At 67.2% G+C, this 26,971-nt stretch carries 27 protein-coding genes; 24 read left to right on the top strand and 3 right to left on the bottom strand.

Going from position 1 to position 26,971, the window contains the following annotated elements; all coding sequences use genetic code 11:
* Positions 1–5: 5 nt before the first annotated feature.
* The gene (locus E8D38_RS16250; RefSeq protein ID WP_140633026.1) at positions 6–1,439 is read left to right on the top strand and encodes a DEAD/DEAH box helicase; all 1,434 of its coding nucleotides are present in this window, start codon (positions 6–8) and stop codon (positions 1,437–1,439) included.
* Between the two features lie 36 nt (positions 1,440–1,475).
* Here E8D38_RS16250 and E8D38_RS16255 read toward each other — a convergent pair whose 3' ends face one another.
* Together E8D38_RS16255 and E8D38_RS16260 are read right to left on the bottom strand one after the other, a co-directional pair.
* Positions 1,476–2,264, bottom strand: a complete 789-nt coding sequence (locus E8D38_RS16255) for an SAM-dependent methyltransferase (RefSeq protein ID WP_140633029.1) — start codon at positions 2,262–2,264, stop codon at positions 1,476–1,478.
* Complete coding sequence (locus tag E8D38_RS16260) at positions 2,261–2,857, bottom strand: Maf family nucleotide pyrophosphatase (protein WP_140633032.1); 597 nt, start codon at positions 2,855–2,857, stop codon at positions 2,261–2,263. Before E8D38_RS16260 ends, E8D38_RS16255 begins: the two co-directional genes overlap by 4 nt.
* Before the next feature lie 11 nt (positions 2,858–2,868).
* On the opposite strand from E8D38_RS16260, the gene E8D38_RS16265 reads away from it, so the two are divergent.
* The 23 genes from E8D38_RS16265 to E8D38_RS16375 all read left to right on the top strand — a co-directional run bounded on the left by E8D38_RS16265 (position 2,869) and on the right by E8D38_RS16375 (position 23,778).
* Complete coding sequence (locus E8D38_RS16265; RefSeq protein ID WP_246099525.1) at positions 2,869–3,507, top strand: YceD family protein; 639 nt, start codon at positions 2,869–2,871, stop codon at positions 3,505–3,507.
* A 120-nt stretch (positions 3,508–3,627) separates the two neighbouring features.
* Positions 3,628–3,810, top strand: coding sequence for a 50S ribosomal protein L32 (gene rpmF / locus E8D38_RS16270; RefSeq protein WP_140633035.1), 183 nt, complete (start codon positions 3,628–3,630; stop codon positions 3,808–3,810).
* Positions 3,811–4,039: 229 nt separating this feature from the next.
* Positions 4,040–5,155 carry a phosphate acyltransferase PlsX gene (plsX, locus tag E8D38_RS16275; RefSeq protein WP_140633038.1) on the top strand — a complete coding sequence of 372 codons (1,116 nt, stop codon included), beginning with the start codon at positions 4,040–4,042 and terminating at the stop codon, positions 5,153–5,155.
* Positions 5,152–6,141 (top strand): beta-ketoacyl-ACP synthase III, encoded by a 990-nt coding sequence (locus tag E8D38_RS16280; RefSeq protein WP_140633041.1) that lies wholly within the window; start codon positions 5,152–5,154, stop codon positions 6,139–6,141. Before plsX ends, E8D38_RS16280 begins: the two co-directional genes overlap by 4 nt.
* A gap of 57 nt (positions 6,142–6,198) precedes the next feature.
* A complete protein-coding gene (gene fabD / locus E8D38_RS16285) occupies positions 6,199–7,140 on the top strand; it encodes an ACP S-malonyltransferase (RefSeq protein ID WP_140633044.1) in 942 nt (313 codons plus the stop codon).
* A complete protein-coding gene (fabG, locus tag E8D38_RS16290; protein ID WP_140633047.1) occupies positions 7,137–7,886 on the top strand; it encodes a 3-oxoacyl-ACP reductase FabG in 750 nt (249 codons plus the stop codon). The genes fabD and fabG overlap by 4 nt, the downstream gene beginning before the upstream one ends.
* Before the next feature lie 118 nt (positions 7,887–8,004).
* Complete coding sequence (gene acpP, locus E8D38_RS16295) at positions 8,005–8,244, top strand: acyl carrier protein (protein ID WP_140633052.1); 240 nt, start codon at positions 8,005–8,007, stop codon at positions 8,242–8,244.
* A 42-nt stretch (positions 8,245–8,286) separates the two neighbouring features.
* The gene (fabF, locus tag E8D38_RS16300; protein WP_140633055.1) at positions 8,287–9,531 is read left to right on the top strand and encodes a beta-ketoacyl-ACP synthase II; all 1,245 of its coding nucleotides are present in this window, start codon (positions 8,287–8,289) and stop codon (positions 9,529–9,531) included.
* 27 nt (positions 9,532–9,558) lie between these two features.
* On the top strand, positions 9,559–10,050 hold the full coding sequence (locus E8D38_RS16305; protein WP_140633058.1) for a hypothetical protein: 492 nt from the start codon (positions 9,559–9,561) through the stop codon (positions 10,048–10,050).
* Complete coding sequence (gene rpoE / locus E8D38_RS16310) at positions 10,047–10,655, top strand: RNA polymerase sigma factor RpoE (protein ID WP_140633061.1); 609 nt, start codon at positions 10,047–10,049, stop codon at positions 10,653–10,655. Before E8D38_RS16305 ends, rpoE begins: the two co-directional genes overlap by 4 nt.
* A 24-nt stretch (positions 10,656–10,679) precedes the next feature.
* Complete coding sequence (locus E8D38_RS16315; RefSeq protein ID WP_140633064.1) at positions 10,680–11,315, top strand: sigma-E factor negative regulatory protein; 636 nt, start codon at positions 10,680–10,682, stop codon at positions 11,313–11,315.
* A 44-nt stretch (positions 11,316–11,359) separates the two neighbouring features.
* Positions 11,360–12,397 carry a MucB/RseB C-terminal domain-containing protein gene (locus tag E8D38_RS16320; protein ID WP_140633067.1) on the top strand — a complete coding sequence of 346 codons (1,038 nt, stop codon included), beginning with the start codon at positions 11,360–11,362 and terminating at the stop codon, positions 12,395–12,397.
* Between the two features lie 90 nt (positions 12,398–12,487).
* Positions 12,488–13,999 carry a DegQ family serine endoprotease gene (locus E8D38_RS16325; protein WP_140633070.1) on the top strand — a complete coding sequence of 504 codons (1,512 nt, stop codon included), beginning with the start codon at positions 12,488–12,490 and terminating at the stop codon, positions 13,997–13,999.
* Positions 14,000–14,560: 561 nt separating this feature from the next.
* A complete protein-coding gene (lepA, locus tag E8D38_RS16330) occupies positions 14,561–16,369 on the top strand; it encodes a translation elongation factor 4 (protein ID WP_140633073.1) in 1,809 nt (602 codons plus the stop codon).
* The gene (gene lepB, locus E8D38_RS16335; RefSeq protein ID WP_140633076.1) at positions 16,369–17,334 is read left to right on the top strand and encodes a signal peptidase I; all 966 of its coding nucleotides are present in this window, start codon (positions 16,369–16,371) and stop codon (positions 17,332–17,334) included. The genes lepA and lepB overlap by 1 nt, the downstream gene beginning before the upstream one ends.
* Before the next feature lie 45 nt (positions 17,335–17,379).
* The gene (locus E8D38_RS16340) at positions 17,380–17,754 is read left to right on the top strand and encodes a DUF4845 domain-containing protein (RefSeq protein ID WP_140633079.1); all 375 of its coding nucleotides are present in this window, start codon (positions 17,380–17,382) and stop codon (positions 17,752–17,754) included.
* A gap of 32 nt (positions 17,755–17,786) precedes the next feature.
* Positions 17,787–18,467 (top strand): ribonuclease III, encoded by a 681-nt coding sequence (gene rnc / locus E8D38_RS16345; protein ID WP_140633082.1) that lies wholly within the window; start codon positions 17,787–17,789, stop codon positions 18,465–18,467.
* The gene (gene era / locus E8D38_RS16350; protein WP_140633085.1) at positions 18,464–19,414 is read left to right on the top strand and encodes a GTPase Era; all 951 of its coding nucleotides are present in this window, start codon (positions 18,464–18,466) and stop codon (positions 19,412–19,414) included. Before rnc ends, era begins: the two co-directional genes overlap by 4 nt.
* A gap of 5 nt (positions 19,415–19,419) precedes the next feature.
* On the top strand, positions 19,420–20,184 hold the full coding sequence (recO, locus tag E8D38_RS16355) for a DNA repair protein RecO (protein ID WP_140633088.1): 765 nt from the start codon (positions 19,420–19,422) through the stop codon (positions 20,182–20,184).
* A gap of 22 nt (positions 20,185–20,206) precedes the next feature.
* Positions 20,207–20,989, top strand: coding sequence for a pyridoxine 5'-phosphate synthase (locus tag E8D38_RS16360; protein WP_140633091.1), 783 nt, complete (start codon positions 20,207–20,209; stop codon positions 20,987–20,989).
* A gap of 18 nt (positions 20,990–21,007) precedes the next feature.
* A complete protein-coding gene (acpS, locus tag E8D38_RS16365; RefSeq protein WP_140633094.1) occupies positions 21,008–21,403 on the top strand; it encodes a holo-ACP synthase in 396 nt (131 codons plus the stop codon).
* The gene (gene nagZ / locus E8D38_RS16370) at positions 21,396–22,454 is read left to right on the top strand and encodes a beta-N-acetylhexosaminidase (protein ID WP_140633097.1); all 1,059 of its coding nucleotides are present in this window, start codon (positions 21,396–21,398) and stop codon (positions 22,452–22,454) included. Before acpS ends, nagZ begins: the two co-directional genes overlap by 8 nt.
* Before the next feature lie 178 nt (positions 22,455–22,632).
* Positions 22,633–23,778, top strand: a complete 1,146-nt coding sequence (locus tag E8D38_RS16375) for a carbohydrate-binding protein (protein WP_140633100.1) — start codon at positions 22,633–22,635, stop codon at positions 23,776–23,778.
* A gap of 82 nt (positions 23,779–23,860) precedes the next feature.
* Here E8D38_RS16375 and E8D38_RS16380 read toward each other — a convergent pair whose 3' ends face one another.
* Positions 23,861–26,896 carry an Rne/Rng family ribonuclease gene (locus E8D38_RS16380; protein ID WP_140633103.1) on the bottom strand — a complete coding sequence of 1,012 codons (3,036 nt, stop codon included), beginning with the start codon at positions 26,894–26,896 and terminating at the stop codon, positions 23,861–23,863.
* Positions 26,897–26,971: the final 75 nt, after the last annotated feature.

Raw genomic sequence — 26,971 nt, forward strand, 5'->3', positions numbered from 1 at the left:
CCCGGATGACCGAAATCCCCGTGGAACAGCAGCCGGCCCCGGCGCGCTTCGATACCCTGCCGCTCGATGCCAAGCTGCAGCGCGCCGTAGCCGACTCCGGTTACGCGACGATGACCCCCATCCAGGCCAAGGCCATCCCGATCGTGCTCGAGGGGCGCGACGTGATGGGCGCGGCCCAGACCGGCACCGGCAAGACGGCCGCCTTCTCGCTGCCCCTGCTGCAGAAGATGCTGCGGCACGAGAACTCCAGCGCTTCGCCGGCGCGCCACCCGGTGCGTGCCCTGGTGCTGGCCCCCACCCGGGAGCTGGCGGACCAGGTGGCCGTCAACGTGAAGGCCTATGCCAGGCACACGCAGCTGCGCTCCACCGTCGTGTTCGGCGGCATCGACATGGCGCCGCAGACGGCTGAGCTGAAGCGGGGCGTGGAGGTGCTGATCGCCACCCCGGGCCGCCTGCTCGACCACATCCAGGCCAAGAACTGCTCGCTCGGCCAGGTCGAGTACGTGGTGCTCGACGAAGCCGACCGCATGCTCGACATCGGCTTCCTGCCCGACCTGCAGCGCATCCTCAGCTACCTGCCGCAGCAGCGGCAGACGCTTCTCTTTTCAGCCACGTTCTCGCCCGAGATCAAGAAGCTGGCCCAGAGCTACCTGCAGAACCCGGTGCTGGTGGAAGTGGCGCGGCCCAACGCCACCGCGTCCACCGTGGAGCAGCGCTTCTACCGCGTCGAAGAAGACGACAAGCGCCGTGCCGTGCGCCAGTTGCTGCGCGACCGTTCCATCTCCCAGAGCATCGTGTTCGTCAACTCGAAGCTGGGCGCGGCCCGGCTGGCGCGTGCGTTCGAGCGCGACGGGCTGAAGACTTCGGCGCTGCACGGCGACAAGTCGCAGGACGAGCGGCTCAAGTCCCTGGCGGCCTTCAAGGCCGGCGAGGTGGACCTGCTCGTGGCCACCGACGTGGCGGCGCGCGGCCTCGACATCGCCGACCTGCCGGCCGTCTTCAATTTCGACGTGCCGTTCAACGCCGAGGACTACGTGCACCGCATCGGCCGTACCGGCCGGGCCGGCGCGTCGGGCCTTGCGGTCACCCTCGTCGCGAAGGACGACAGCCGTTTGATTGGTGAGATTGAGAAGCTGATCAAGAAGAAGCTCGACATCGAGCCTCTCGACCTCGACGACGACCGTCCGAGGCGTCCGCCTCGCCGCGAGTTCAGCGACGATGCCGAGCGTGAATCGCCGGCTTCAGCGCCGCCGCCGCGGCGCTTCGCCAAGCCGGTTGCGCCGCCGGCCGATCCGCTGTTCGACCAGCCCTACGAGCCCGATGCGAACGCGGATCCCGCCTGGGAGAAGAAATCAGCCCAACCACCAGCGACCGGCTTGTCGCGGTTCATCAAGCCCAAGCGCAAGGTGGCCGCGCTGCTGGGCGGTGGCAAGGCCTGAGCGCCGGCCGTTGCCCGGCTGGCGCATCCGGCTCGTTCAGGCCGCCTGGAAGCAGAACACCGCCGGCGTGTCGTCCGGCAAGGTCCCTCGATGGCCTCTCCAGCGTGCGATGGTGTCGCTGCGGGTCCAGCCGCTGGCCAGCGTCAGTCCGCAGCTCACGCTCAGTCGCGTGGTCGGCTGCAGCCCTGCCAGCAAGGCGTCGAGCAGTGCGTTGTTGCGGTAGGGCGTCTCGATGACGATCTGCGCCTGGTTCAGCCGCTTGGAGGTCTGCTCCATGTCCTTGAGCCGCTGGGTGCGCTCGCCGGCCAGCGTGGGCAGGTAGCCGGCGAAAGCGAAGCTCTGGCCGTTCAAGCCGCTGCTGGCCAGCGCGAGAAGCAACGAGTTGGGCCCGGGCAGCGCCTGCACCTCGACCCCCGCCGCATGCGCGGCCTCTACCAGGGCGGCGCCCGGGTCGGCTACCGCGGGCAACCCGGCTTCCGAAATGAGGCCGACGTCTTCGCCGGCCAGCGCGGGGGCGAGCAGCAAACGCATGTCTGCCGCCTGGGCCCCGGGCGTTGCCTTGTGCGCCCCCTTGTGCGCACGCGGGAGCTCGCGGATGTCGAGTTCCTGCAGCGGCCGCACCAGACGGACCACCGCATCGACGCGCTTCAGGAAGGCGCGTGTGGTCTTCGCGTTTTCGGCGACCCAGTGTTTGAGCCCGGCGGCTGTCCGGATCACGCCCAGCGGCAGCACCTCCTGGAGATCGGGTGCCTGGCCGTCGCCGTCGAGCGTTCCGAAATCCAGGGTGTTGGGCACCAGCAGCAGGCTACCGAGCGGCGCGCTCATGCTTGCAGCGGGTCCAGGCCGGCAGCGCGCAGCAGGGCGCAGGTCCGGATCAGCGGCAGCCCGATCAGCGCGGTGGGGTCGTCCGAATGGATGGCATCGAGCAGCGCGATCCCCAGCCCCTCCGCCTTGGCGCTGCCGGCGCAATCGTAGGGTTGCTCGGCGCGCAGGTAGGACTCGATCTGCTCGTCGCCCAGGTCGGCGCGGAACCGCACGTCGACCGGGACGCGCGCCGTGCCAACGTAGCCGGTGCTCGAGCGCACGACTGCCAGCGCCGTGTGGAACACCACCCTATGCCCGCGCATCGCCTTCAGCTGTCGGGTTGCGCGCTCATGGTCACCGGGCTTGCCGATCGGTGCGCCGTCCAGGTCAGCCACCTGGTCGGACCCGATCACGACGGCTTGCGGGTGCAGGCGGGCGACGGCCTGCGCCTTGGCCAGCGCAAGCCGCTCCGACAGTGCCGCGGGCGACTCCCCTGCAAGCGGGGTCTCGTCGACTTGCGGCGACACCACTTCGAAAGGCAGGCGCAGGCGCTCGAGCAGTTCGCGGCGGTATCGGGAGGTGGAGGCGAGGATCAGTCGGGGTTGCGGGGCCATGGCCGGTTGGAGTGGAAGCAGCCGGGCATTCTCCCATCGCCAGGCCGGTCGTCCTGGACAGGGTCGATACACTGGCTGCGATGAAACCCCGCGCTTTCGATCCGTCCCGCCTCGACGTGGCGGCCTTCGCCCAGGCCGCCGGTGTGCTTTCCGGCGAATGGCCCCTGGCCGATCTCGACCGCCTGGCAGCCTGCCGGCCGGCGCAGGCCCAGGACGAGCCGGTGCAACCCGTGGTCTGGAGTGTGGAGGGCGAATTGCGGAAGAAGCCGGGTGCCCAGCCCGAAACCTGGCTGCACGTGCGCGCCAGCACGAGCATCCCGCTGGAGTGCCAGCGGTGCCTGCAGCCGGTGGTCGAGGCGCTGGACGTCGAGCGCTCCTTGCGTTTCGTCGCCGACGAAGCGGCCGCGGCCGAACTCGATGCCGAAAGCGAAGACGACGTGTTGGCGCTCACTCGCACGCTCGACGTCAAGCTGCTGCTTGAAGATGAGCTTCTGTTGGCCCTGCCTATCGTGCCGCGGCATGACGCCTGCCCACAGCCGCTGCAGGCGGAGCCAGCCGAGCCGCAGCAGCAACCGGAGACCCGTCCGAACCCCTTTGCGGCGTTGCAGGCTCTCAAGCGCGGCTCGTCGGACGGCGGGAATTCCCAGTGACCTTTGCGGGTGGCGCGATCGGCGGCTTGCGGCCTGCTATAATTTTCGGCTTTCCGCCAAGCTGCCCAGTCGAACACGGATCGTTTTCGAGGCGCTTGCAGCAGGACCCAGGAGTTCATCATGGCCGTTCAGCAGAACAAAAAGTCGCCGTCCAAGCGTGGCATGCACCGCTCGCATAACGCCCTTGCCACGCCGGGCACCGCGATCGAGCCGACCACCGGCGAAACCCACCTGCGCCACCACATCAGCCCCACCGGCTTCTATCGTGGGCGCAAGGTTCTCAAGACCAAGGCTGACGCCTGACGTTGTCGGGTGTCGCGTTTGCGACGCCTTTGCAACGGGTCCTTGCATGCGCAGCGCACGCGCCCGGCCGCCCGGAGGGGTCGCCGGGCGTTCGTGCATGGCTTGGGGTGCGTCGCTTCCTGGCTGAGCCTTTTTTGGCGCCGGGCGGCTTGTTCGCGAGGCTGGCCTCGCGTACTGTTGGCACTTTCTTGCGCCTGCAGAGCGTAGAAGCCGAAGTCCCACTCCCCACATGACTGATTCCCCAAGTCGCGTCCCGCCGGCCGAGCGGCCGGTTCGAATCGCCGTCGATTGCATGGGCGGCGATCATGGCCCCTCGGTCACGCTTCCGGCTTGCCGGGCCTTCCTGGCGGCGCGCCCTGAAGCCGAACTCATCCTGGTGGGGCAGCCCGACGTGCTGGCCGCCGCTGCCGCGTGGTCCCGCTGCACCATCGTGGCGGCCACTGAAGTGGTCGAGATGGACGACCCGATCGAGGTCGCCTTGCGCCGCAAGAAGGATTCGTCGATGCGGGTGGCGATCAGCCAGGTGAAGGCGACCGAAGCTGCTCCCGCGGCGGCCGACGCCTGCGTTTCCGCCGGCAACACCGGCGCCCTGATGGCGGTGGCCCGATACCTGCTCAAGACGCTCGAGGGCATCGACCGCCCGGCCATTGCCACCGTGATGCCCAATCAGCACGACGGGCACACCATCGTGCTGGACCTGGGTGCCAACGTCGACTGCACGGCCGAGCACCTGCTGCAGTTCGCCGTCATGGGCAGCGCGCTGGCCGCGGCTGTCGAAGGCGACCAGAACCCGACCGTCGGCCTGCTCAACATCGGCGAGGAAGCCATCAAGGGCAGCGAAGTCATCAAGAAGGCTGGCGAACTGCTGCGCTCGGCGGCCAATGGTGGCCACATCAACTTCTACGGCAACGTCGAGGGCAACGACATCTTCAAGGGCACGACCGACATCGTCGTGTGCGACGGCTTCGTCGGCAACGTGGCCCTCAAGACGGCCGAAGGGCTGGCCGCGATGCTGTCCAGCATCATCAAGCAAGAATTCACCCGCAACATCTTCACGAAACTCGCTGCGATCATTGCGCTTCCGGTCCTAAAAAGCTTCAAGCACCGGGTCGACTACCGGCGTTACAACGGCGCGGCGCTCTTGGGCCTGCGCGGGCTGGTCTTCAAGAGCCACGGGTCTGCCGACGCCTTCGCGTTCGAGCAGGCCCTGAATCGGGCGTATGATGCCGCCCGCAATCGACTGCTCGACCGGGTCCACGATCGCATCCTCGAAACGCTGCAGGCGCTGCCCGCAGACGCAGCCGGCGCTGCGCCCGAGGCGGCGGCGGTGGCCCAAGCTGCATGACACTTCCGCTCCCTCGCTATTCCCGCATCACCGGCACCGGCAGCTTCCTGCCATCCAGGCGGGTCACCAACGCACAACTGGCCGAAGAGCTGGCTCAGCGCGGCGTCGAGACGTCCGACGAATGGATCGTCGCCCGCACTGGCATACATGCGCGCCACTTCGCCGCCCCGGAGGTGACTGCCAGCGACCTGGGTTTCGAGGCGGCCAAGCATGCGCTCGAGGCCGCCGGTCGGAGCGCGGCAGACATCGATCTCATCATCGTCGCCACGTCCACGCCGGACATGATCTTTCCGTCGTCGGCCTGCCTCATCCAGCAGAAGCTGGGCGTGCACGGCTGTCCGGCCTTCGACCTGCAGGCGGTGTGCTCCGGCTTCGTGTATGCGCTGACCGTGGCCGACTCCATGATCCGCACCGGCGCAGCCTCGAAGGCGCTGGTGATCGGTGCGGAGGTCTTCTCCCGCATCCTCGACTTCAACGACCGCACCACCTGCGTGCTGTTCGGCGATGGAGCCGGTGCGGTGGTGCTCGAGGCGTCCGACCAGCCCGGCCTGCTGGCCAGCGAGTTGCATGCCGACGGTCGCCATGTCGGCATCCTCTGCACGCCCGGCACGGTCGCGGGCGGCAAGGTGCTGGGAGACCCGCTGCTCAAGATGGACGGGCAGGCGGTGTTCAAGCTGGCGGTGGGCGTGCTCGAGGACGTGGCCCGCTCGGTGCTGGCCAAGGCCGGCCGGCAGGATGCCGACATCGACTGGCTGATCCCGCACCAGGCCAACATCCGCATCATGCAGGGTACGGCCAAGAAGCTGAAACTGCCGCTCGAGAAGCTCATCGTCACCGTCGACGAGCACGGCAACACGTCGGCCGCATCCATTCCGCTGGCGCTCGACCACGCGGTGCGCACCGGCCGCATCAAGCAGGGTGACACCGTCATGCTCGAGGGCGTGGGTGGCGGCTTCACCTGGGGCGCGGTGCTGCTCGACTTCTGAGCTGCCGCGCTTTTCGGTTTCCCTTTTCAACATTCGACGAGAAGTAGGTTTGCAGCGATGACGACCTCGTTCGCATTCGTCTTTCCCGGCCAAGGTTCGCAGGCTGTGGGGATGCTCGACGCCTGGGGTGACCACCCGGCCGTGCGGCAGACGCTGGCCGAAGCCTCCGAGGCGCTCGGCGAAGACATCGGCCGGCTGATCCAGCAAGGGCCGAAGGAGCAACTCGACCTCACCACCAACACGCAGCCGGTGATGCTGGCGGCGGGCGTGGCGTGCTATCGCGCCTGGTTCGCCGAGACGGGTCTTGCGCCTGCGGCGGTGGCCGGCCATTCGCTGGGCGAATACGCCGCGCTGGTGGCTGCCGGTGCGCTGCAACTGAAGGACGCCTTGCCGCTGGTGCGTTTTCGCGCGCAAGCCATGCAGGAGGCCGTCCCGGTAGGTGCCGGCGGCATGGCCGCGATCCTGGGTCTCGATGCCGACGCGGTGCGGGCGGGTTGCGCCGAGGCGGCGGCTGCCAGCGGCGAAGTCGTCGAGGCGGTCAACTTCAATGATCCGAAACAGACGGTCATTGCCGGCAGCAAAGCCGGGGTCGAGAAGGCCTGCGAGGTGCTGAAGGCCGGCGGGGCCAAACGGGCCCTGCCGCTGCCGGTGTCGGCGCCTTTCCACTCGAGCCTCATGAAACCGGCGGCGGAGCGCCTGAAGGACAAGCTCGCCGCCACGCCCTTCGCCGTGGCGGCCGTGCCGGTGGTGAACAACATCGACGTCAAGGTTGAAAGCGATGCCGCGGCGATCCGCGATGCGCTGTACCGCCAGGCCTTCGGGCCGGTGCGTTGGGTCGAAACGGTGCAGGCCCTGAAGGCGATGGGCCTGAGGCATGTCATCGAATGCGGGCCGGGCAAGGTGCTTGCCGGCATGGTCAAGCGCATCGATGCAGAGCTGGTGAGCGCCACGGTGTACGACCCGGCGAGCCTGAACGAAGTAAAGGGACTGTTGGCATGAGCGAAAACCAGTCTGCTGCAACCCAGGTTGCGCTGGTCACCGGCGCGAGCCGGGGCATCGGGCGCGCCATCGCGACGACGCTCGCCAGGCGCGGGTACAAGGTCGTGGGCACGGCGACCACGGAAGCCGGTGCGGCGGCGATCACCGAGGCGCTGTCACCGGCCGGCGGCCGTGGCCTCGCCCTGAACGTGAACGATGCCGCCGCGCTCGACGCTGCCATCGAAGGCATCGTCAAGGAGCTCGGCGGCCTGCATGTGCTGGTCAACAACGCCGGCATCACCCGCGACACCTTGTCCATGCGAATGAAGGACGAGGACTGGGATGCGGTCGTCGAAACCAACCTGAAGGCGGTATTCCGCGCGAGCCGCGCCGCCATCAAGCCCATGATGAAGCAGCGTTACGGCCGCATCATCAACATCACGTCGGTGGTGGGCGCGAGCGGCAACCCCGGCCAGGCCAACTATGCGGCGGCCAAGGCGGGCGTGGCGGGCATGACCCGTTCGCTGGCGCGCGAGCTGGGCAGCCGCGGCATCACCGTCAATTGCGTGGCTCCCGGATTCATCGCCACCGACATGACCGAGGTGCTGCCCGAAGCCCAGAAGACCGCACTGCTGGCGCAGATCCCGCTGGGCCGCCTCGGCAGCCCCGACGACATAGCCGAGGCGGTGGCCTTCCTGGCCTCGCCGCAGGCGGGTTACGTCACCGGGACGGAACTGCACGTCAACGGCGGCATGTACATGAATTGAGGGCCTTGTGCCCCAGCCGGTTTGAGCCCGTCCGGAACGCGGTGTGCTCTCTTAGGGATGAAACCCTAGACACCGTAGAATCACGGGCTGTTTTTGCACCACCCCTCCTGGAGGAGTCATGAGCGATATCGAAGCACGAGTCAAGAAGATCATTGCCGAGCAACTCGGCGTGGCCGAAGCCGAGGTCACGAACGAGAAGGCTTTCGTGGCCGACCTCGGCGCTGACTCGCTGGACACCGTGGAACTCGTGATGGCACTCGAAGACGAGTTCGGCATCGAGATCCCCGACGAAGAAGCTGAAAAGATCACCACCGTGCAGCTGGCGATCGACTACGCGAAGTCGCACGCCAAGGCCTGAGCCGCAGGCATTCCTTCTTCAACCGCAAACTGAGCTTTACGCATGAGTCGCCGCCGTGTCGTCGTGACAGGACTCGGACTCGTGACCCCCGTGGGCAACACGGTGGCCGAATCCTGGGCCAATCTTGTGGCCGGCAAGTCCGGCATCGATACCGTCACGAAGTTCGATGCTTCGAACCTCGCCTGCCGTTTTGCCGGCGAGGTGAAGGGCTTCAATGTCGAGGACTACATCCCCGGCAAGGAAGCACGGCACATGGACACCTTCATCCACTACGGCCTGGCAGCGTCGCTGCAGGCCGTGAAGGATGCGGGGCTGCCCACGGGCGAGGCGCTCAGCGAAGAGTTCGCGGAACGCATCGGTTGCCTGGTCGGCTCCGGCATCGGCGGCCTGCCGATGATCGAAGAGACCCATACCGAACTGATGAACCGCGGTCCTCGGCGCGTGTCTCCGTTCTTCGTGCCGGCCTCGATCATCAACATGATCTCCGGGCATGTGTCGATCCAGTGCGGCTTCAAGGGGCCGAACCTGGCCATCGTCACCGCCTGCACGACCGGCCTGCATTGCATCGGTGAGGCGGGCCGCCTGATCGAATACGGTGATGCCGACGTGATGATCGCCGGCGGGGCCGAATCCACCGTGTCCCCCCTGGGCATCGGCGGTTTTGCCGCGGCGCGAGCGCTGTCCACCCGCAACGACGATCCCAAGACGGCTTCGCGCCCCTGGGACAAGGACCGCGACGGCTTCGTGCTGGGCGAGGGGGCCGGCGTCATGGTGCTCGAGGAATACGAACACGCCAAGGCGCGCGGTGCCCGCATCTACGCGGAGCTGGGTGGTTACGGCATGAGCGCCGACGCCTTCCACATGACCGCACCCAACGTCGACGGTCCGCGTCGTTCCATGCAGGCGGCCATGCGCAATGCCGGCATCACGCCCGACCAGGTGAGCTACCTCAACGCTCACGGCACGTCCACGCCACTGGGCGACGTCAACGAGACCAACGCGATCAAGCTGGCCTTCGGCGACCACGCCAGGAAGCTGGTGGTCAACTCCACCAAGTCGATGACCGGTCACCTGCTGGGCGGAGCCGGCGGCATCGAGTCGGTGTTCACGGTGCTGGCGATCCACAACCAGCTGTCGCCGCCCACGATCAACATCTTCAACCAGGATCCCGAGTGCGACCTGGATTACTGCGCCAACACGGCGCGCGAGATGAAGATCGACGTGGCGCTGAAGAACAACTTCGGCTTCGGCGGCACCAACGGCTCTCTGGTGTTCAAGCGCGTCTGACCGGCTCTTCTCACGTTTCAGCTGCGCATGCGCACGGCCCCGGCCGTTGCAGTCACGGTCCACCGCAGCCCGCGGTGGATCGGCTTCGTGGCGTTGTTGACCTTCCTGGCCCTGGCTGCCTCCGTGGCATGGGCCGTGGCGGGCGTGAGTCCCCTCCAGTGGCTGGGCGTTGCGGGGGCTGCGCTGCTGGGCGGCACCGTGCTCGCGACCGAACGCCGCCGCAAGCCGGTCGGCCTACGATGGGACCGGCAGCGCTGGCATCTCGAGCGCGCCCCCTGGGGTGCGGTGCGTCAGGAAGTCGCCGTCGCCTTGCAAGTGGCCGTTGATCTCGGTGACTGGATGTTGCTGAGACTGCAGGCCGGCGAGGGCTTTCGGGCTTCTCGTACCTGGCTGGCCGTCCAGCGCACGGCCGCCGAGGGCGACTGGCACGCGCTGCGCTGTGCGGTATATTCGCCGCGCCCGCCCCAGCCTGCGCAGGCCGAATCTCCCGTCTCCGACTCCAACATCCCGCCTGCATGAGCGCCGCTGACGCCGATGCCCTGTTGATCGACCGCGTCAAGCGCGGGGACGTGCGGGCCTTCGAGATGCTGGTGGTGAAGTACCAGCGGCGCATCGAGCGCCTGATCGGCCGCATGGTGCGCGATACCGACCTGGTGCAGGACATCGCCCAGGAGACCTTCATCCGCGCCTACCGGGCGATCCCCCAGTTCCGGGGCGAGAGCGCCTTTTACACGTGGCTCTACCGCATCGCGGTGAACACGGCCAAGAAGGCGCTGGTGGAACTCAAGCGCGATCCGCTCGTCACCGAAGCCGCCCTGTCCTCGCGGGAAGACGACGAGGAACCTTCGCGAGTCGAGAACGAACTAAGCGACGGCGAGACGCCAGACGCCCTGCTGGCCAGCAAGGAAATTGCTGCCACAGTCAACGCCGCCATCGAGGCGCTCTCCGAAGATCTGCGCCAGGCGATCACCCTGCGCGAAATCGAAGGCTTGAGCTACGAAGAGATTGCCACCGTGATGAACTGCCCGATCGGCACGGTGCGCTCCCGGATTTTTCGGGCTCGCGAGGCGATCGCAGAACGTCTGCGCCCATTGCTTGATACGCGTGAAGGCGAGCGCTGGTAGCTGCGCTGGCCAGGAGTGAAGACCATGTCAGACCGTTCGAATCCGATGTCGCAACCGCCGCTCGAGGAGTTGTCGGCTTTTGCCGACGGCCAGCTCGACCACGATGCCGCCATGCAAGTGGCGGCGAAGTGGCGCGACTGCGAAGAGACGCGCAAGGCTTGGCACCGCTACCACCTCATCGGTGACGTGCTGCGGTCGGACGAACTCGCGGGCAGCGTGCGCGATGAGGCCTTCCTGCAGGCATTGCGCGCACGGCTGGCTCAGGAGCCGGTCGTGCTCGCCCCCGCGCTGTCGGCCGAGGTGGACGAGCACGCGCACACGGCTGCCGTGGCGATGGCCGGCGGCGGCCGGCCCGGCCGCCGGCGCCGTTGGGGCGCACCTGCTGCCGTCGCGGCAGGCTTCATGGTGGTGGCCGGGGCGCTCGTCGTGACGCGGGTGGATCAGTCGGCTGCGCCTGTCACCGCCTTGGCGGTGGCCGCCCCGGAACCTGCAAAGGCTGCAACGGTCGAGCAGCCGGTGCTGGTGGTCAACGGCGAACTGGTGCGTGATGCCCAGCTCGACCGTTACCTGTCGGCCCACAAGCAGTTCGGCGGCAGTACCGCGCTCGGGGTGCCTTCGGGGTTCCTGCGCAGCGCGACCTACGAGGCGCCCAGCCGTTGAGCCGCGAGAGTCACCCCGTGCAAGAGGCCGCCCGACCGCAACGAATGAGCCAACACCTGTCTCGCCTGCTGGCTGGCCTCGCGCACGGCACCTTGGTGCTCGGGCTCCTGTGGGGGGCGCTGCCGACACGTGCCCAGGGAGCCGGTGCTTCTTCAGACCCGTTGGTCGAGGCGCGTGAGGCACGCTCCTGGCTGATGCGCATCCATGACGCAGGAAAGAAGAAGAACTTCCAGGGCATCTTCGTGGTCAGCGCGGGCGGCACGGTCTCCAGCTCGCGCATCGTGCATTTCTACGAGGGCAGCAACCAGTTCGAGCGCATCGAGGCCATGGACGGGGAGATGCGCAAGGTGTTCCGGCACAACGACGTGGTGCACACGTTGTGGCCGCTCAGCCGCGTTGCCGTGGTGGAGCAGCGCGAGTCGATCAACGCCTTTCCCGCGCTGCTGCAGTCCCGGGGCGAGAGCATCGTGGAGTTCTACGACGTGAAGCCCCTGGGCACTGACCGGGTGGCCGGCCATGAGGCCAACGTACTCGGCCTGCGCCCGAAGGATGCCTATCGCTTCGGCTACCGGCTGTGGGCCGAGCGGCAGTCGGGGCTGCTGCTGCGTGCAGACGTGCTCGACGAGAAGGATCAGGTGCTCGAGTCGTCGGCCTTCTCCGAAGTCTCCATCGGTGTGCGGCCGCAGCTCGATGCGGTGGTGCTGCCGATGAAGAAGCTCGAGGGCTATCGCGTGCAGCGCCCGGTGATGGCGCCCACCGATCTCGAGCGCGAAGGCTGGTCCCTGCAGGTGCAGGTGCCCGGCTTCCGCCATGTGAGCTGCGTGAAGCGTCCGGTGGACAACCCGCAGAACGCGCCGACCGACAAGCAGATGCTGCAGGCCATCTATGCCGACGGCCTCACCTATGTGTCGGTTTTCGTCGAGCCCTACGACGCATCGCTGCACCGCCGCGAGATGGTCATGGCCCTGGGCGCGACGCGCACGCTGATGCGCCGGCAGGGCGACTGGTGGATCACGGTGATGGGCGATGTCCCGGTCAACACGCTGCGCAGCTTCGCAGCTGGGCTCGAGCGAAAGAAGTAGTCCCCGTTCCCTCTTTGCCGCATGTCCGCAGCCGCTGGCAGGCGTGCATGGGTTTGTTTGTCTGGTGAACTTGACGCAAGAGGTCAGGAAATGAATACACAACATCACTCGATCCGAGCCCGGGTGCGCCGTTGGGGCGCCCTGGGCCTGACGAGCGTGGCGCTGCTGGCAGGCGTTGCAACGATGACATGGCATGAGGCCGGTCACGCGCAATCGGCTTCCGCGGCGTCGAGAGGGCTGCCCGACTTCACCGACCTGGTCGAACAGGTGGGGCCTGCCGTGGTCAACATCCGCACGACCGAGCGCGTGCGGGCGGGTCGCGGAGGCGCGCAATCGCCGGAGATGGACGAGGAGATGCAGGAGTTCTTCCGCCGCTTCTTCGGCGTGCCCGTGCCTCGCCAGGACCCGCGCCAGGACCCGCGGCGCAACCAGCGCCCCGGGCAGGAAGAGGAAACGCGCCCGAGCGGCGTGGGCTCCGGGTTCATCCTGAGCAACGACGGTTTCGTGATGACCAATGCCCACGTCGTCGAGGGCGCCGACGAGGTGTACGTCACTCTCACCGACAAGCGCGAGTTCAAGGCGAAGCTCATCGGCACCGACAAGCGCACCGACGTAGCGGTGGTCAAGATCGAGGCGGGCAACCTGCCGGCCGTGAAGATCGGCGACGTGAACCGCCTGAAGGTCGGTGAATGGGTGATGGCCATCGGCTCGCCCTTCGGCCTGGATAGCACGGTCACGGCCGGTATCGTGAGCGCCAAGGCGCGCGACACCGGGGAGTTCATCCCCTTCATCCAGACCGACGTGGCGATCAACCCGGGGAACTCGGGAGGTCCGCTGATCAACCTGCGCGGCGAGGTGGTGGGCATCAACTCGCAGATCCTCAGCCGCTCAGGCGGCTTCATGGGAATTTCCTTTGCCATTCCCATCGACGAAGCCACCCGGGTTGCGGACCAGCTGCGAGCCAACGGCCGCGTCATTCGCGGGCGCATCGGCGTGCAGATCGGCGAGGTCACGAAAGACGTGGCCGAGTCGCTGGGGCTGGGCAAGGCGGTCGGTGCGCTGGTGCGCTCGGTAGAAACCGGCGGCCCGGCCGAGAAGGGCGGCCTCGAGGCAGGCGACATCATCACGCGCTTCGACGGCAAGCCGATCGACAAGGCTGGGGACCTGCCGCGCATCGTGGGCAACACCAAGCCGGGCAGCAAGGTGTCCGTGCAGGTGTTCCGCCGAGGCAGCACCCGCGACCTGTCGCTCACTGTCGTGGAACTCGAGCCCGATCAGCGGCCCCGTCGTCAGTCGCAAACTGAGCCCAAGCCCCCCGCCGGAGCGACCACCGCACTGGGCCTGACGGTGTCTGACCTCACCGATGCCCAGAAGAAGGAACTCAAGATCAAGGGCGGTGTGCGGGTGGATGCGGTCGACGGCGCGGCGGCCCGGGCCGGCCTGCGGGAAGGCGACGTGATCCTCAGCGTTGCCAACAACGACGTGTTGGACGTCAAGCAGTTCGAGGGCCTGCTCGCCAAGCTCGACAAGTCGCGGACCATCAATGTGCTCTACCGCCGTGGCGAGTGGGCCCAGTACGCGCTCATCCGTCCGACCCGCTGATCGACGCGCAAGACGTCAACCATGTGAACCCGGCAACCGACTAGGTTGTCGGGTTTTTTCATATCGCGGGATACAGATGGCCTTTGGCAGGCGGACTAAAAAGGCCTTCCTGCGGGTTCAGATGTTGGCGCTCGCTCACACACGGAACATGTAACGAGATTGAGCAGCTGGTTCGCTACAATCCCGCTGTACGGGCTGGGTTTAGTGCTGGCCAACCAAGGTAGTCGATGCCGTTTTGCGGCTCCCAAAACCATCCACAATCGCTCCACAAGCTTTTGTGGATAACTTGTGCACGGATTTCTGTGTTGGCGCAGTGCAACGACGCAAAATCAAGCATTGGCGCGGCTTTCGGCGGGGTGCTTTTGGCTACAATGAAGGCCCAACAAAGCAGTTGCCATACCTTTTTGTTGGAAGGCGCGTCACCGGTTTGACGTGCCTTTTTTTTAGCTTCAACACGGCGCTGCCGCGCCTTCACATCGCGCGTCGCGGTGTGAGCTTTCGCTGCAACGGCCGCGCCGTTGAGTCTTCGTAGCGAAGGCTTGCTTCCCTCAGATCGTCTCCATGGATCACATCCGCAACTTCTCCATCATTGCCCACATCGATCACGGCAAGTCGACCCTGGCCGATCGCATCATCCAGCGCTGTGGAGGCCTGAGCGATCGCGAGATGGAGGCCCAGGTGCTGGACTCGATGGACATCGAGCGCGAGCGCGGCATCACCATCAAGGCTCAGACCGCTGCGCTGCAGTACACGGCGCGCAACGGAAAGACCTACAACCTCAACCTCATCGACACGCCGGGGCACGTCGACTTCTCATATGAAGTGAGCCGTTCGCTGTCGGCGTGCGAGGGAGCGCTGCTGGTGGTGGATGCCAGTCAGGGTGTCGAGGCACAGACGGTGGCCAACTGCTATACCGCGCTCGATCTCGGTGTCGAGGTGGTGCCGGTGCTCAACAAGATGGACCTGCCCCAGGCGGATCCGGACCGTGCCAAGGAAGAGATCGAGGATGTCATCGGCATCGATGCGTCGGATGCGATTCCCTGTTCGGCTAAGACCGGCATGGGCATCGACGACATCCTCGAGGCGGTGATCGAGCGGATGCCGCCGCCCAGGGGCAACCCGGAAGGCCCGCCGCGCGCCATGATCATCGACGCATGGTTCGACAACTATGTCGGCGTCGTGATGCTGGTGCGTGTGGTGGACGGCTCGCTCGGCAAGGGCGAGCGCATCCGGCTCATGGCGACCAACACCGTCTATCCGATCGAGCACCTGGGGGTCTTCACGCCCAAGAGCGAGAACCGCGACGTGCTGCGTGCCGGCGAGGTGGGCTTCATCATCGCCGGCATCAAGGAGCTGGCGGCAGCCAAGGTGGGCGACACCGTCACCCTGGAAAAGAAGCTGCCCAACAACGCCGGCCCCGCAAGCGAGGCGCTGCCGGGCTTCAAGGAGATCCAGCCGCAGGTGTTCGCCGGCCTCTACCCGACCGAGGCAAGCGAATACGACCAGCTGCGCGATGCGCTCGAGAAGCTCAAGCTCAACGACAGCTCCCTGCGCTTCGAGCCCGAGGTGAGCCAGGCGCTGGGCTTCGGCTTTCGCTGCGGCTTCCTGGGCCTGCTGCACATGGAGATCGTGCAGGAGCGCCTGGAGCGCGAGTTCGACCAGGACCTGGTGACCACCGCGCCGAGCGTTGTCTATGAAGTGGAGCTGGGTGACGGCACCGTGATCGAGGTCGAGAACCCGAGCAAGATGCCTGACCAGGGCCGCATCCGCGACATTCGCGAGCCCATCGTCACGGTGCACCTGTACATGCCGCAGGACTACGTCGGTCCGGTGATGACGCTGTGCAACCAGAAGCGCGGCATCCAGATGAACATGGCCTACCACGGCAAGCAGGTCATGCTGACCTACGAGCTGCCGCTGGCAGAGATCGTGCTCGACTTCTTCGACAAGCTGAAGTCCATCTCGCGCGGCTATGCCTCCATGGACTACGAGTTCAAGGAGTACCGCTCGGCCGACGTGGTGAAGGTCGACATCCTGATCAACGGCGAGCGGGTCGACCCGCTGGCGATGATCGTGCACCGCGCCCAGAGCCAGTTCCGCGGCCGTGCGGTGGCGGCCAAGATGCGCGAGCAGATCCCGCGGCAGATGTATGACGTGGCGATCCAGGCGGCCATCGGCGCCAACATCATCGCGCGCGAGAACATCAAGGCGTTGCGCAAGAACGTGCTGGCAAAATGCTACGGCGGTGACATCACCCGCAAGCGCAAGCTGCTCGAAAAACAAAAGGCCGGCAAAAAACGCATGAAGCAGATCGGTACCGTCGAGGTGCCGCAGGAAGCGTTCCTTGCCATCCTGCAAGTGGATGACTGATGAGTTCTCTGACCGGACTTCTTTATGGCGCCCTCGCCGTTTACCTGGGGGGCTGGTACCTGGGCAAATGGAGCGGCAACTTCTCGCTGCTGCTGTTCATCCTCACCCTGGTGACGCTGGCCTACTGGCTGGCTGAGCGCTTCCACTTCCTGCCCAGGCGGGTGGCTGCCGCCACGGCGCTCGAGTCGAATGACGCTGCGCGCCGCGCCGAGCTGGCGGCCAAAGGCATCACCAAGGTCGACGGCGATGTGGCGCAAGCCAGGGAACGCGTACTGGCGCAGCCCTGGTGGCTGGACTGGACCGCCGGGCTCTTCCCGGTGATCCTGGTGGTGTTCCTGCTGCGCTCGTTCCTGTTCGAGCCGTTCAAGATTCCCTCCGGCTCGATGATCCCGACGCTGCTGGTGGGCGACCTCATCCTGGTCAACAAGTACCACTACGGCATCCGCCTGCCGGTGATCAACAAGAAGATCATTGCGAACAACGAGCCTCAGCGCGGCGACGTGATGGTGTTCCGCTTCCCGAGCGATCCGAGCAAGGACTACATCAAGCGCGTCGTCGGCCTGCCCGGCGACGAGGTGGCCTACCTGAACAAGAAGCTCGTCATCAACGGCCAGCCGGTGCCGTTGAAGTCATTGCCCGACTACTACGACGATGACAGCGTGCGCTACACGCAGCAGTTCTCCGAGAAGCTCGGCAGCGTCGAGCACCGCGTCCTCACAGTCAACGATCGCCCGCCGTTCATTGCCGGCGTGACGGAGTTTCCCTTCCGCGAGAACTGCCGCTATAACGCCGAAGGCGTGACCTGCAAGGTGCCGCCCGGCCACTATTTCATGATGGGCGACAACCGCGACAATTCCGAAGACTCCCGCTTCTGGGGCTTCGTGCCCGACGAAAACATCGTCGGCAAGGCATTTTTCGTGTGGATGAACTTCAGCAACCCCAAACGCATCGGTGCGTTCAACTGAACTGACGACACCGTGATGCACAACGATTCGACGAGGAGCGTTTCGATGAGCCCAGCCGCGCTGCCGAACCACCCTTCCCGCCAGCGGGGCGTGACGCTGATCGGCTTGCTCTTCTGGGCCGTGATCATCGCGTTCGTCGCCTTGCTCGTCATGCGTGTGGTACCCACGCTCAACGAATACTTCACCATCCAGAAAGCGGTGAACAAGGTCGCGAAGGAAGGGGGGACCACGGTGCCCGAGATACGCGCCGCCTTCGAAAAGACCAAGCAGATCGAGTATTCGATCGCGTCCATCTCCGGGGCCGATCTCGAGGTCAGCAAGGAGAACGACAAGATCGTCGTCAAGTTCGCCTACGACAAGGAAATCGAGCTCTTCGAGCCGGTTTACCTGGTCATCAAGTACCGCGGGCAGTCCAAGTAGCCCTTCGCCCGGTTCGACCCGGGCCCGTCCCCTTGAATGCCGATCTGAACGCCCTGCAACAGCGACTGGGGCACAGCTTTGCGACCCCTGCGCTGCTGCGGCGTGCGCTCACCCACAAGAGCTTCGGCAGCGAGCACAACGAACGGCTCGAATTCCTCGGCGATGCGGTGCTCAATCTCACCATCTCCGAACTGCTCTTCCAGCACTTCGGAGACTCCAGCGAAGGCGACCTGACCCGCGTGCGCGCGCATCTCGTGCGCGAAGACACCTTGCAGCGGCTTGCCCGGGAGCTCGAGTTCGGGACGGCGCTGCGCCTGAGCGAAGGTGAGGCGCGCGGCGGCGGCGCGGGCAGGCCGTCGATACTGGCCGATGCCTTCGAGGCCGTGCTGGGTGCCGTGTACCTCGATGGCGGTTTCGAGGCGGCCCGGGCGCTCGTGCTCCGCCTGTTCAGGCCGCTGGTCGCGCAGACGGTGGCCGAGACCTGGACGAAGGACGCCAAGACCGAGCTCCAGGAATGGCTGCAGGCTCGCCGCGAAGCGGTGCCTGTCTACCGCATCGACTCCACCCGCGGCCGCCAGCACGACCAGACCTTCGTGGTCATCTGCAGCGTGCCGGCGCACGGGCTGGAAGTGTCGGGGGAGGGGCGTTCGCGGCGCGCTGCCGAACAGGAAGCGGCACGTGCTGCACTGGCTAAACTGAAATCGACACCATGAGCGACCCTTCATCCCCCACTCCCGAGACCGAGCCTGCCGGCGAAGCGGTGCAGCAACAAGCGCGCTGCGGCCTGGTCGCCATCGTCGGGCGGCCGAACGTCGGCAAGTCCACGCTGCTCAACGCCCTGGTCGGCCAGAAGGTCAGCATCACCTCGCGCAAGGCGCAAACCACCCGCCACCGCATCACCGGCATCCGCACGGTGGACGATGCGCAGTTCGTGTTCGTCGACACGCCCGGCTTCCAGACCAAGCACGGCACGGCCCTCAACCGCACGCTCAACCGCACCGTGCAGGGCGTGCTGGCCGATGTGGACGTGATCCTCTTCATCGTCGAGGCAGGCCGCTTCGGGCTGGACGATGCCAAGGTGCTGGCGCTGATGCAGACCGAGGCGATGAAGCACAAGCCGGTGATCCTGGTGGCCAACAAGCTCGACCAGGTGCACCGGCGCGCCGAACTCGCGCCGTGGCTGCAAGGCATGCAGCAGCGCCACTCGTTTGCCGAGTTCGTGCCGCTGTCTGCCAGGAAGGACGATGACGTGAAGCGCCTGCTCGCGATCGTGCGGCCCTACCTGCCGGAGCAACCCTGGTTCTACGACGAAGAAGCACTCACCGACCGCAGTGAACGCTTCCTCGCCAGCGAGCTGATCCGCGAGAAGCTCTTCCGTCTCACCGGCGACGAGCTGCCCTACACCTCCACCGTCGTGATCGACGAGTTCAAGGAAGAAGGCAACCTGCGCCGCATTGCCGCCACCATCATCGTCGAGCGCGACGCGCACAAGGGCATGGTCATCGGCGACAAGGGCGAGCGGCTCAAGCGCATCGGCACCGAGGCCCGTACCGAACTCGAGAAGCTGATGGACGCGAAGGTCTTCCTCGAGCTGTGGGTGAAGGTGCGCTCGGGCTGGGCCGACGACGAGGAACGCCTGCGGACCTACGGCTACGAGTAGCACGGATGGCCCAGCGTGCGCCAACCGCCGCCTACGTGCTGCATCGCTACGACTGGAGCGAGACCAGCCTGATTCTCGACCTGTTCACGCGCGACCAGGGCCGCGTGGCGGTGGTCGCAAAGGGTGCCAAGCGGCCGTATTCGCAGCTGCGCGCGGTGCTGCTGCCGTTCCAGCGGCTGCTGGCCCACTACGGCCGGCGAGCCGCCGACGACAACAGCCAGGCCGAGGTGCACACGCTCAAGTCGGCCGAATGGGCCGGCGGCGGGCCCATGCTGAGCGGTGCTGCCCTGCTGAGCGGCTTCTACCTCAACGAGCTGCTCATGAAGCTGCTGGCGCGCAGCGACGCCCACCCGGTGCTGTTCGACGCCTATGCCCAGACGCTGCCGCTGCTGGCGGCCGGGCAGGACGACGTGGCCGAAGCCGGCCTTCGCGCCTTCGAGCTGGTGCTGCTGCGCGAGCTCGGGCTGCTGCCCGACCTGGCGCTGGTGACGCTCACGCAGCAGCCGCTGCGCGAGGGCGCCGCCTACGTGCTGCGGCCGGAGTCCGGCGTGGGCCCGGCCTCTGCCGGCGAGGCGGGCATCGCGGCCGACACCCTGCAAGCGCTGCAGGCGGCGCTCGACGCCCGCAGCCAGCCCGCGCTGCAGCGGGCCGCAGCCCTGGCATTGCCGGAGCTCAAGCTGCAGCTGCGGGCGCTGCTTCACTATCATCTGGGCTCCTCGCCACTGCACACGCGCAAGGTGGCGCTCGACGTGCAGAAGCTGCTCGAATGAACCCTACACACAGGCGCATCCGATGAACCCGCTGGTCGCTCCGGAACCCTTCGTCCATGGCGGCCGCACGGCGCTGTCGGTCAACCTCAACAAGGTCGCCCTGCTGCGCAACACGCGCCACCTCGGCATCCCGAGCGTCACCCGCGCGGCAAGCTTCGTGCTGGAGGCCGGCGCGGCCGGCATCACGGTGCACCCGCGGCCGGACGAGCGGCACATCCGCGCCGGCGACGTGCGCGAACTGGCCGAGCTGCTGAAAGCCTGGCCGCACGCCGAATACAACATCGAAGGCAACCCGTTCCACAACCTGATGGACTTCGTGCGCGAGGTGAAGCCGCACCAGTGCACCTTCGTGCCAGACGGCGTCGGCCAGTTCACCTCCGACCATGGCTGGAACCTGCCCGCCGACGCCGAGCGCCTGCGTCCGGTGATCGCCGAGGCCAAGGCGCTGGGCGTGCGGGTCAGCCTGTTCATGGATCCGCAGCCCGAAGCGATGCGCCATGCCGCGGAACTCGGCGCCGATCGGGTGGAGCTCTACACCGAAAGTTACGCCCATGCCCATGGCAAGTCCGAAGGGGCCGAGGTGCTGCAGCGCTTCGTGCGTGCGGCCGAGGCGGCCATCGCCGCCGGCCTGGGCGTCAACGCCGGCCACGACCTGAACCGCGACAACCTCACCGACTTCCTGCGGGCCGTGCCGGGCGTGCAGGAGGTCTCGATCGGCCACGCGCTGATCGCCGATGCACTGGAGCTCGGCTATGCCGAAACGGTGCGCGACTACCAGCGCTGCATCCAGCGCGCGTATGCCTGAGGCGCTTTGCGGCGGATCATGATCTACGGCATCGGCACCGACATCTGCGACATCCGCCGCATCGCCAGCACGCTGGAGCGGCGCGGTGAACGTTTTGCGCAGAAGGTCCTGGGCGAGCGCGAACTCGAAGTCTGGCGTGCTCGCAGCGCACGGGCCGCATCGCGCGGCCTGGCCTACCTCGCCACCCGCTTTTCCGCCAAGGAAGCCTTCTCGAAGGCCATTGGCATGGGCATGCGCATGCCGATGACCTGGCGCTCCTGCGAGATCCTCAACGTGCCCGGCGGCAAGCCGGTGATCCACCTCAACGGTGAACTCGCCGCATGGTTTGCCGAGCGGCGCCTGCGCGCCCACGTCAGCGTGACCGACGAAACCGACTACGCCACCGCCTTCGTGGTGGTCGAAACGAATGACTGACACCATCGCCCATGCACCGGTGATCCTCGACATCGCCGGCACCGCCCTCAACGACGACGACCGTCGCCGCCTGCAGCATCCGCTCACCGGCGGCCTGATCTTCTTCACCCGCAACTGGGTGAGCCGCCAGCAAATCACCGAGATCACGGCCGAGGCGAAGTCCATCCGCCCGGACCTGCTCATCACCATCGACCATGAAGGCGGGCGCGTGCAGCGTTTCCGCACCGACGGCTTCACTCACCTGCCGGCGGCGCGCCGCTTCGGCGAACTCTGGATGCGCGACGCGATGCGGGCGACAGATGCCGCCAGTGCCGCCGGCTACGTGCTCGGCAGCGAGCTGCGCGCCTGCGGCGTGGACCTGAGCTGGGCGCCGGTGGTGGATCTCGACCACGGCCGCAGCGAGGTGGTGGGTGACCGGGCCTACCATCGCGACCCGCGCGTGGCGACCCTGCTGGCCAAGAGCGTGATGCACGGCCTGCTGCTGGCCGGCATGCACAACTGCGGCAAGCACTTCCCGGCCCACGGCTATGCCATCGCCGACTCGCACGTCGCCCGCGCGGTGGACGACCGCACGCTCGAAGAGATCCTTGCCGAAGACGCCATGCCGTACGACTGGCTCTCCAGCACGCTCACCTGCGTGATGCCCGCCCACGTGACCTTCCCGAAGGTCGATGCCATGCCCGCCGGCTTTTCGGCCCGCTGGCTGAAGGACATCCTGCGCGGGCAGTTCGGCTACACCGGTGCCATCTGCTGCGACGACCTCAGCATGGAAGGCGCACGGGTGGCGGGCAGCGCGGTCGAAGGCGGCATTGCGGCGCTCAATGCCGGCTGCGACATGGTGCTGCTGTGCAACCAGTCCAAGGTCGACGGCGGCAAGCCGGTCGACGTGCTGCTCGACGGCCTGCAGGACGCGCTGGACCGCGGCCTCTGGCAGGCCGATGCCGGCAGCGAGGCGCGCCGGCTCGCGCTGCTGCCGCAGACCGAGCCGCTCGCATGGGACGAGCTGATGCACCAGCCGCAGTACCAGCGGGCGCTCGAGCTGCTGCCCTGACCATACCCGCCGCCGGAAAACGGAACCGGTTCCACCGTTCACCCCGGCGCAAGCGCCGCTGGTCGGTTCGCCCTGCCGGCGGCGAGTGATTCCCTCCTACGATGAATCCGACGGGTCCCGTCGGCGAGCAGTCCTGTCGCAGGGCTCGGCGCTCACCTCTCATCGACAAGGGACTGACATGACAGGAAGACTGCGACATCTCCTGGCCCTCGCACTGGGCCTCTTCTGCGGCCAGCTGGCTTTCGCGCAGGGCTGGCAGCTCGTCTGGCAGGACGAATTCCACGGCAGCATCAGCCCCGACTGGGTGTTCGAGACCGGCAACGGCACCAACGGCTGGGGCAACAACGAACTGCAGTACTACCGGCGCGAGAACGCCACCGTCGAGAACGATGCGCTCGTCATCACCGCCCGGCGCGAGGACTTCGGCGGGTTCCGCTACACGTCCGCGCGCATGAAGACGCAGGGCAGAAAAAGCTTCAAGTACGGCCGCATCGAGGCTCGCATCGCGCTGCCCGCCAAGCTGGGCACATGGCCGGCGTTCTGGATGCTGGGCAGCAACATCGGCAGCGTCGGCTGGCCCGCCTCGGGCGAGATCGACGTGATGGAGCAGGTCAACACCAGCAGCGAGGTCCACGGCACCGTGCACTGGCGGGCCGACAACGGCAGCCATGCGTCCTACGGCGGGCGTACCGGCACCAGCGTCACGAACTACCACGTCTATGCGGTCGAGTGGGACGCGAAGTTCATCCGCTGGTTCGTCGACGGCCAGCAGTACCACGTCATCGACATCACCAACAACGCCGGCGGCACCGAGGAGTTCCACAAGGACTTCTTCCTGCTGCTCAACATGGCGGTGGGCGGCAACTGGCCCGGCTTCAACGTCGACGAAAGCGCGTTGCCGGCACGCATGCACGTCGACTACGTGCGGGTCTATCAACTGCAGGCGCCCGGTACGGCCATCACCCTGGAGGCCGAGCGGTTCGCGGTCATGCAGGGCGTGCAGGCCGAAGCCTGCTCCGAAGGCGGGCAGAACCTCGGCTGGATCGATGCCGGCGACTGGGTCGTGTGGGATGTGAACGTCCCGGAAAGCGGCACCTACACCGTGCAATACCGCGTCGCGAGCCTCGGCGGCGGCGGTGTCATCCAGCTCGAGCGGGCCGGCGGCAGCCCGGTGTACGGCAGCGTGTACGTGCCGGCCACCGGCGGCTGGCAGAACTGGACGACGGTGTCGCACCAGGTGCAGCTCGCGGCCGGCCAGCAACAGATCGCGGTGAAGGCGCTGGTGGGGGGCTGGAACCTCAACTGGCTGAAGATCAGCCGCTGAGCCGCTGAGGCCGGCCCCAAGAAAAAACGCCGCCGGGCGCAAGCCGGGCGGCGTTTGTTTTTCTGCGGCATTCGCCGCAGCGTCACTGCGGTGCCTGCTGGCCCGGCGCCGTGTCGAACGGCAGCTTGAACTGCGAGAGATCCTTGCGGGTCTCGACCAGCACGAGCGGGCCTTCGTCGATCGCGACGACCGGCTTCGGTTCGCGCGGCACGCGGATCGGGCGCGGCTCGTTGGCAATGGCTTCCTGGGCCGTGCGGACCTTGTCGGGGTCGGAATTGACCCACTGCAGGCCGGCCGAGTCGGCCACCGCGGCCAGTTCGGCCAGCGGCAGCACGAAGGGCTCGGCCTTGGCCAGCACCACCGGCGCCGGAGCTTCGGTGACGATGGGCTCCGGCACGAGGGCGCTCACGGAAGCAGCAGCGGCGGCAGGGGCTGCTGCAGTGACGCCGGCTTCCGCGATCGCCACTTCCGCGGCGGCCTCGGGTGCGGCGCCGGCTTCGGCTTCGGTGCCGTCGCGCTCGCGGCGTTCGCGGCGGAAGCGATCGCGTCCGCGGCCACGGCGGCGGCCGCCTTCGCGTTCGCCGTCCTCGCCTTCGGCGGCAGCGGCCGGTTCGGCGCCTTCAACCGCGTCGGCTGCGGCCACGGAAGCCGTGGCCGGGGACTGGCTGCCGTCTTCCCACCAGGCACCGCCGGCCGAGGGCGCGGCAGCTGCGGCCTCGGGGGCTGGGCGGGCTTCGTCGGTTCCGGCATCGGCGTCTTGAACGTCGGCGGTTGCGGCGGCGCCTTCTGCGCGCTCACCACCGCGATCGCGACCGCCACGACGGCGGCGACGACGGCCGCCCTGGCGTTCCGCGCCTTCGCCTTCGGCGCCAGCGTCGGCACCGGGCACGGTGTCGACAAAGGCCTGTGCGGTGGCTTCCGTCAGCTCTTCGGGAGCGGCCTGCGGCGCTGCTTCGCGCGGCGGACGTTCGCCGCGCTGCTGGCCGCGTCGGCCCTCGCCGCGTTCCGTGCGCTCACCGCGCTCTGCACGTTCTCCGCGCTCTGCGCGTTCACCGCGTTCGCCACGCTCCGCGCGATCGCCCCCACGGTCACCGCGATCGCCGCGCGGTGCGCGCTCCTCGCGGGCTCCAGCTTCCTTGCCGCCGGCTTCAGCCGACTCGGCGCGGTCACCACGTTCCCCGCGGCGGCCCCGGCCCTCGCTGCGCTGCTGTTCGCCACGGCGGCCATCGCCACCGCGCTCGCCACGCTCGCCTCGTTCACCGCGCTGGCCGTCGCGGCCACCACGGCGGCCGCGGCCGTCGCGTTCCTTTTCGGCCTTGCCGGCGGTTCCGCCGGCAGCAGGCGCCGCAGCCGGAGCCGGTGCGGGCGCCGGCTCGGCGGCGCCGCCGCCACCCAGCAGCTTCTTGAACCAGCCGAAGAAGCCGCCCCCGGCCGGCACCGGGGCCGCCACCACCGGCGGCGTGGCCACCGGGGCGGGGGCCGGAGCGGGTGCCGGCTTGGGCGGCGCGATCGGCGCCGGCTCGTCGGGCAGCACGCCCTTGATCACCGGCTCCTGCTTGGGCTTGAGCTTTTCGCGGCGGGTGATGCCGACCTCTTCGTCCGGCTCCTCGATCATCGAGTAGCTGGCCTGCAGGTTCTCGAGGCGCGGGTCGTCGTGGCGCAGGCGCTCGAGCTTGTAGTTCGGCGTTTCGAGGTGCTTGTTGGGCACCAGCAGCACGGTCACGCGCTGCTTGAGTTCGATCTTGGTGATCTCGGTGCGCTTCTCGTTGAGCAGGAAGGAGGTCACTTCCACCGGCACCTGCACGTGCACGGCGGCGGTGTTCTCCTTCATCGACTCTTCCTGGATGATGCGCAGGATCTGCAGCGCCGACGACTCGGTGTCGCGGATGTGGCCGGTGCCGTTGCAGCGCGGGCAGGTGATGTGCGAGCCCTCGCTGAGCGCCGGGCGCAGGCGCTGGCGGCTCAGTTCGAGCAGGCCGAACTTGCTGATGGAGCTGAACTGCACTCGGGCGCGGTCGGTGCGCAGCGCGTCGCGCAGGCGCTGCTCGACCTCGCGGCGGTTCTTGGACTCCTCCATGTCGATGAAGTCCACCACGATGAGGCCGCCCAGGTCGCGCAGGCGCATCTGGCGCGCAATCTCATCGGCCGCCTCGAGGTTGGTGCGGGTGGCGGTCTCTTCGATGTCGCCGCCACGGGTGGCGCGCGCAGAGTTCACGTCCACCGCCACCAGGGCCTCGGTGTGGTCGATCACGATGGCGCCGCCCGAGGGCAGGTTCACCGTGCGCGAGAAGGCGGTCTCGATCTGGTGCTCGATCTGGAAGCGGCTGAACAGCGCCGCGTCGTCGCGGTAGCGCTTCACGCGATTGGCCGTCTCCGGCATCACGTGGTTCATGAACTGCTTGGCCTGCTCGTAGATGTCGTCGGTGTCGATCAGGATCTCACCGATGTCGGCCGTGAAGTAGTCGCGGATCGCGCGGATCACCAGCGACGATTCCTGGTAGATCAGGAAGGCGCCCTTGCCGGCCTGGGCCGCGCCGTCGATGGCGGTCCACAGCTTGAGCATGTAGTTCAGGTCCCACTGCAGCTCGGCAGCGGAGCGGCCGATGCCGGCGGTGCGGGCGATCAGGCTCATGCCCTTGGGGTATTCGAGCTGGTCGAGGGCTTCCTTCAGCTCCTCGCGGTCTTCGCCTTCGATGCGGCGCGACACGCCGCCGCCGCGCGGGTTGTTGGGCATGAGCACCAGGTAGCGCCCGGCCAGCGACACGAAGGTGGTGAGCGCCGCGCCCTTGTTGCCGCGTTCTTCCTTTTCCACCTGGACCAGCAGTTCCTGGCCTTCCTTGATGGCGTCGTTGATCTTGGCGTTGCGGACGTCGGCGCCATCCTTGAAGTACTGGCGCGAGATTTCCTTGAAGGGCAGGAAGCCGTGGCGGTCTTCGCCGTAGTCGACGAAGCAGGCCTCGAGCGACGGTTCCACACGGGTGACGACCGCCTTGTAGATGTTGCCCTTGCGTTGCTCGCGGCCTTCGATTTCGGTCTCGAAGTCGAGCAGTTTCTGGCCATCGACGATGGCGAGGCGACGCTCCTCGGGCTGCGTCGCGTTGATCAGCATGCGTTTCATGTGCACTCCCGTGCCGCCGCCTCCATGGGAAAGAGGTCAGGCGACACAAAACTCACGCCGCCAGCTCCGGTGCAA

Source organism: Methylibium rhizosphaerae, assembly GCF_006386545.1.
GTDB classification, from domain to species: Bacteria; Pseudomonadota; Gammaproteobacteria; order Burkholderiales; family Burkholderiaceae_C; genus Pseudorivibacter; species Pseudorivibacter rhizosphaerae.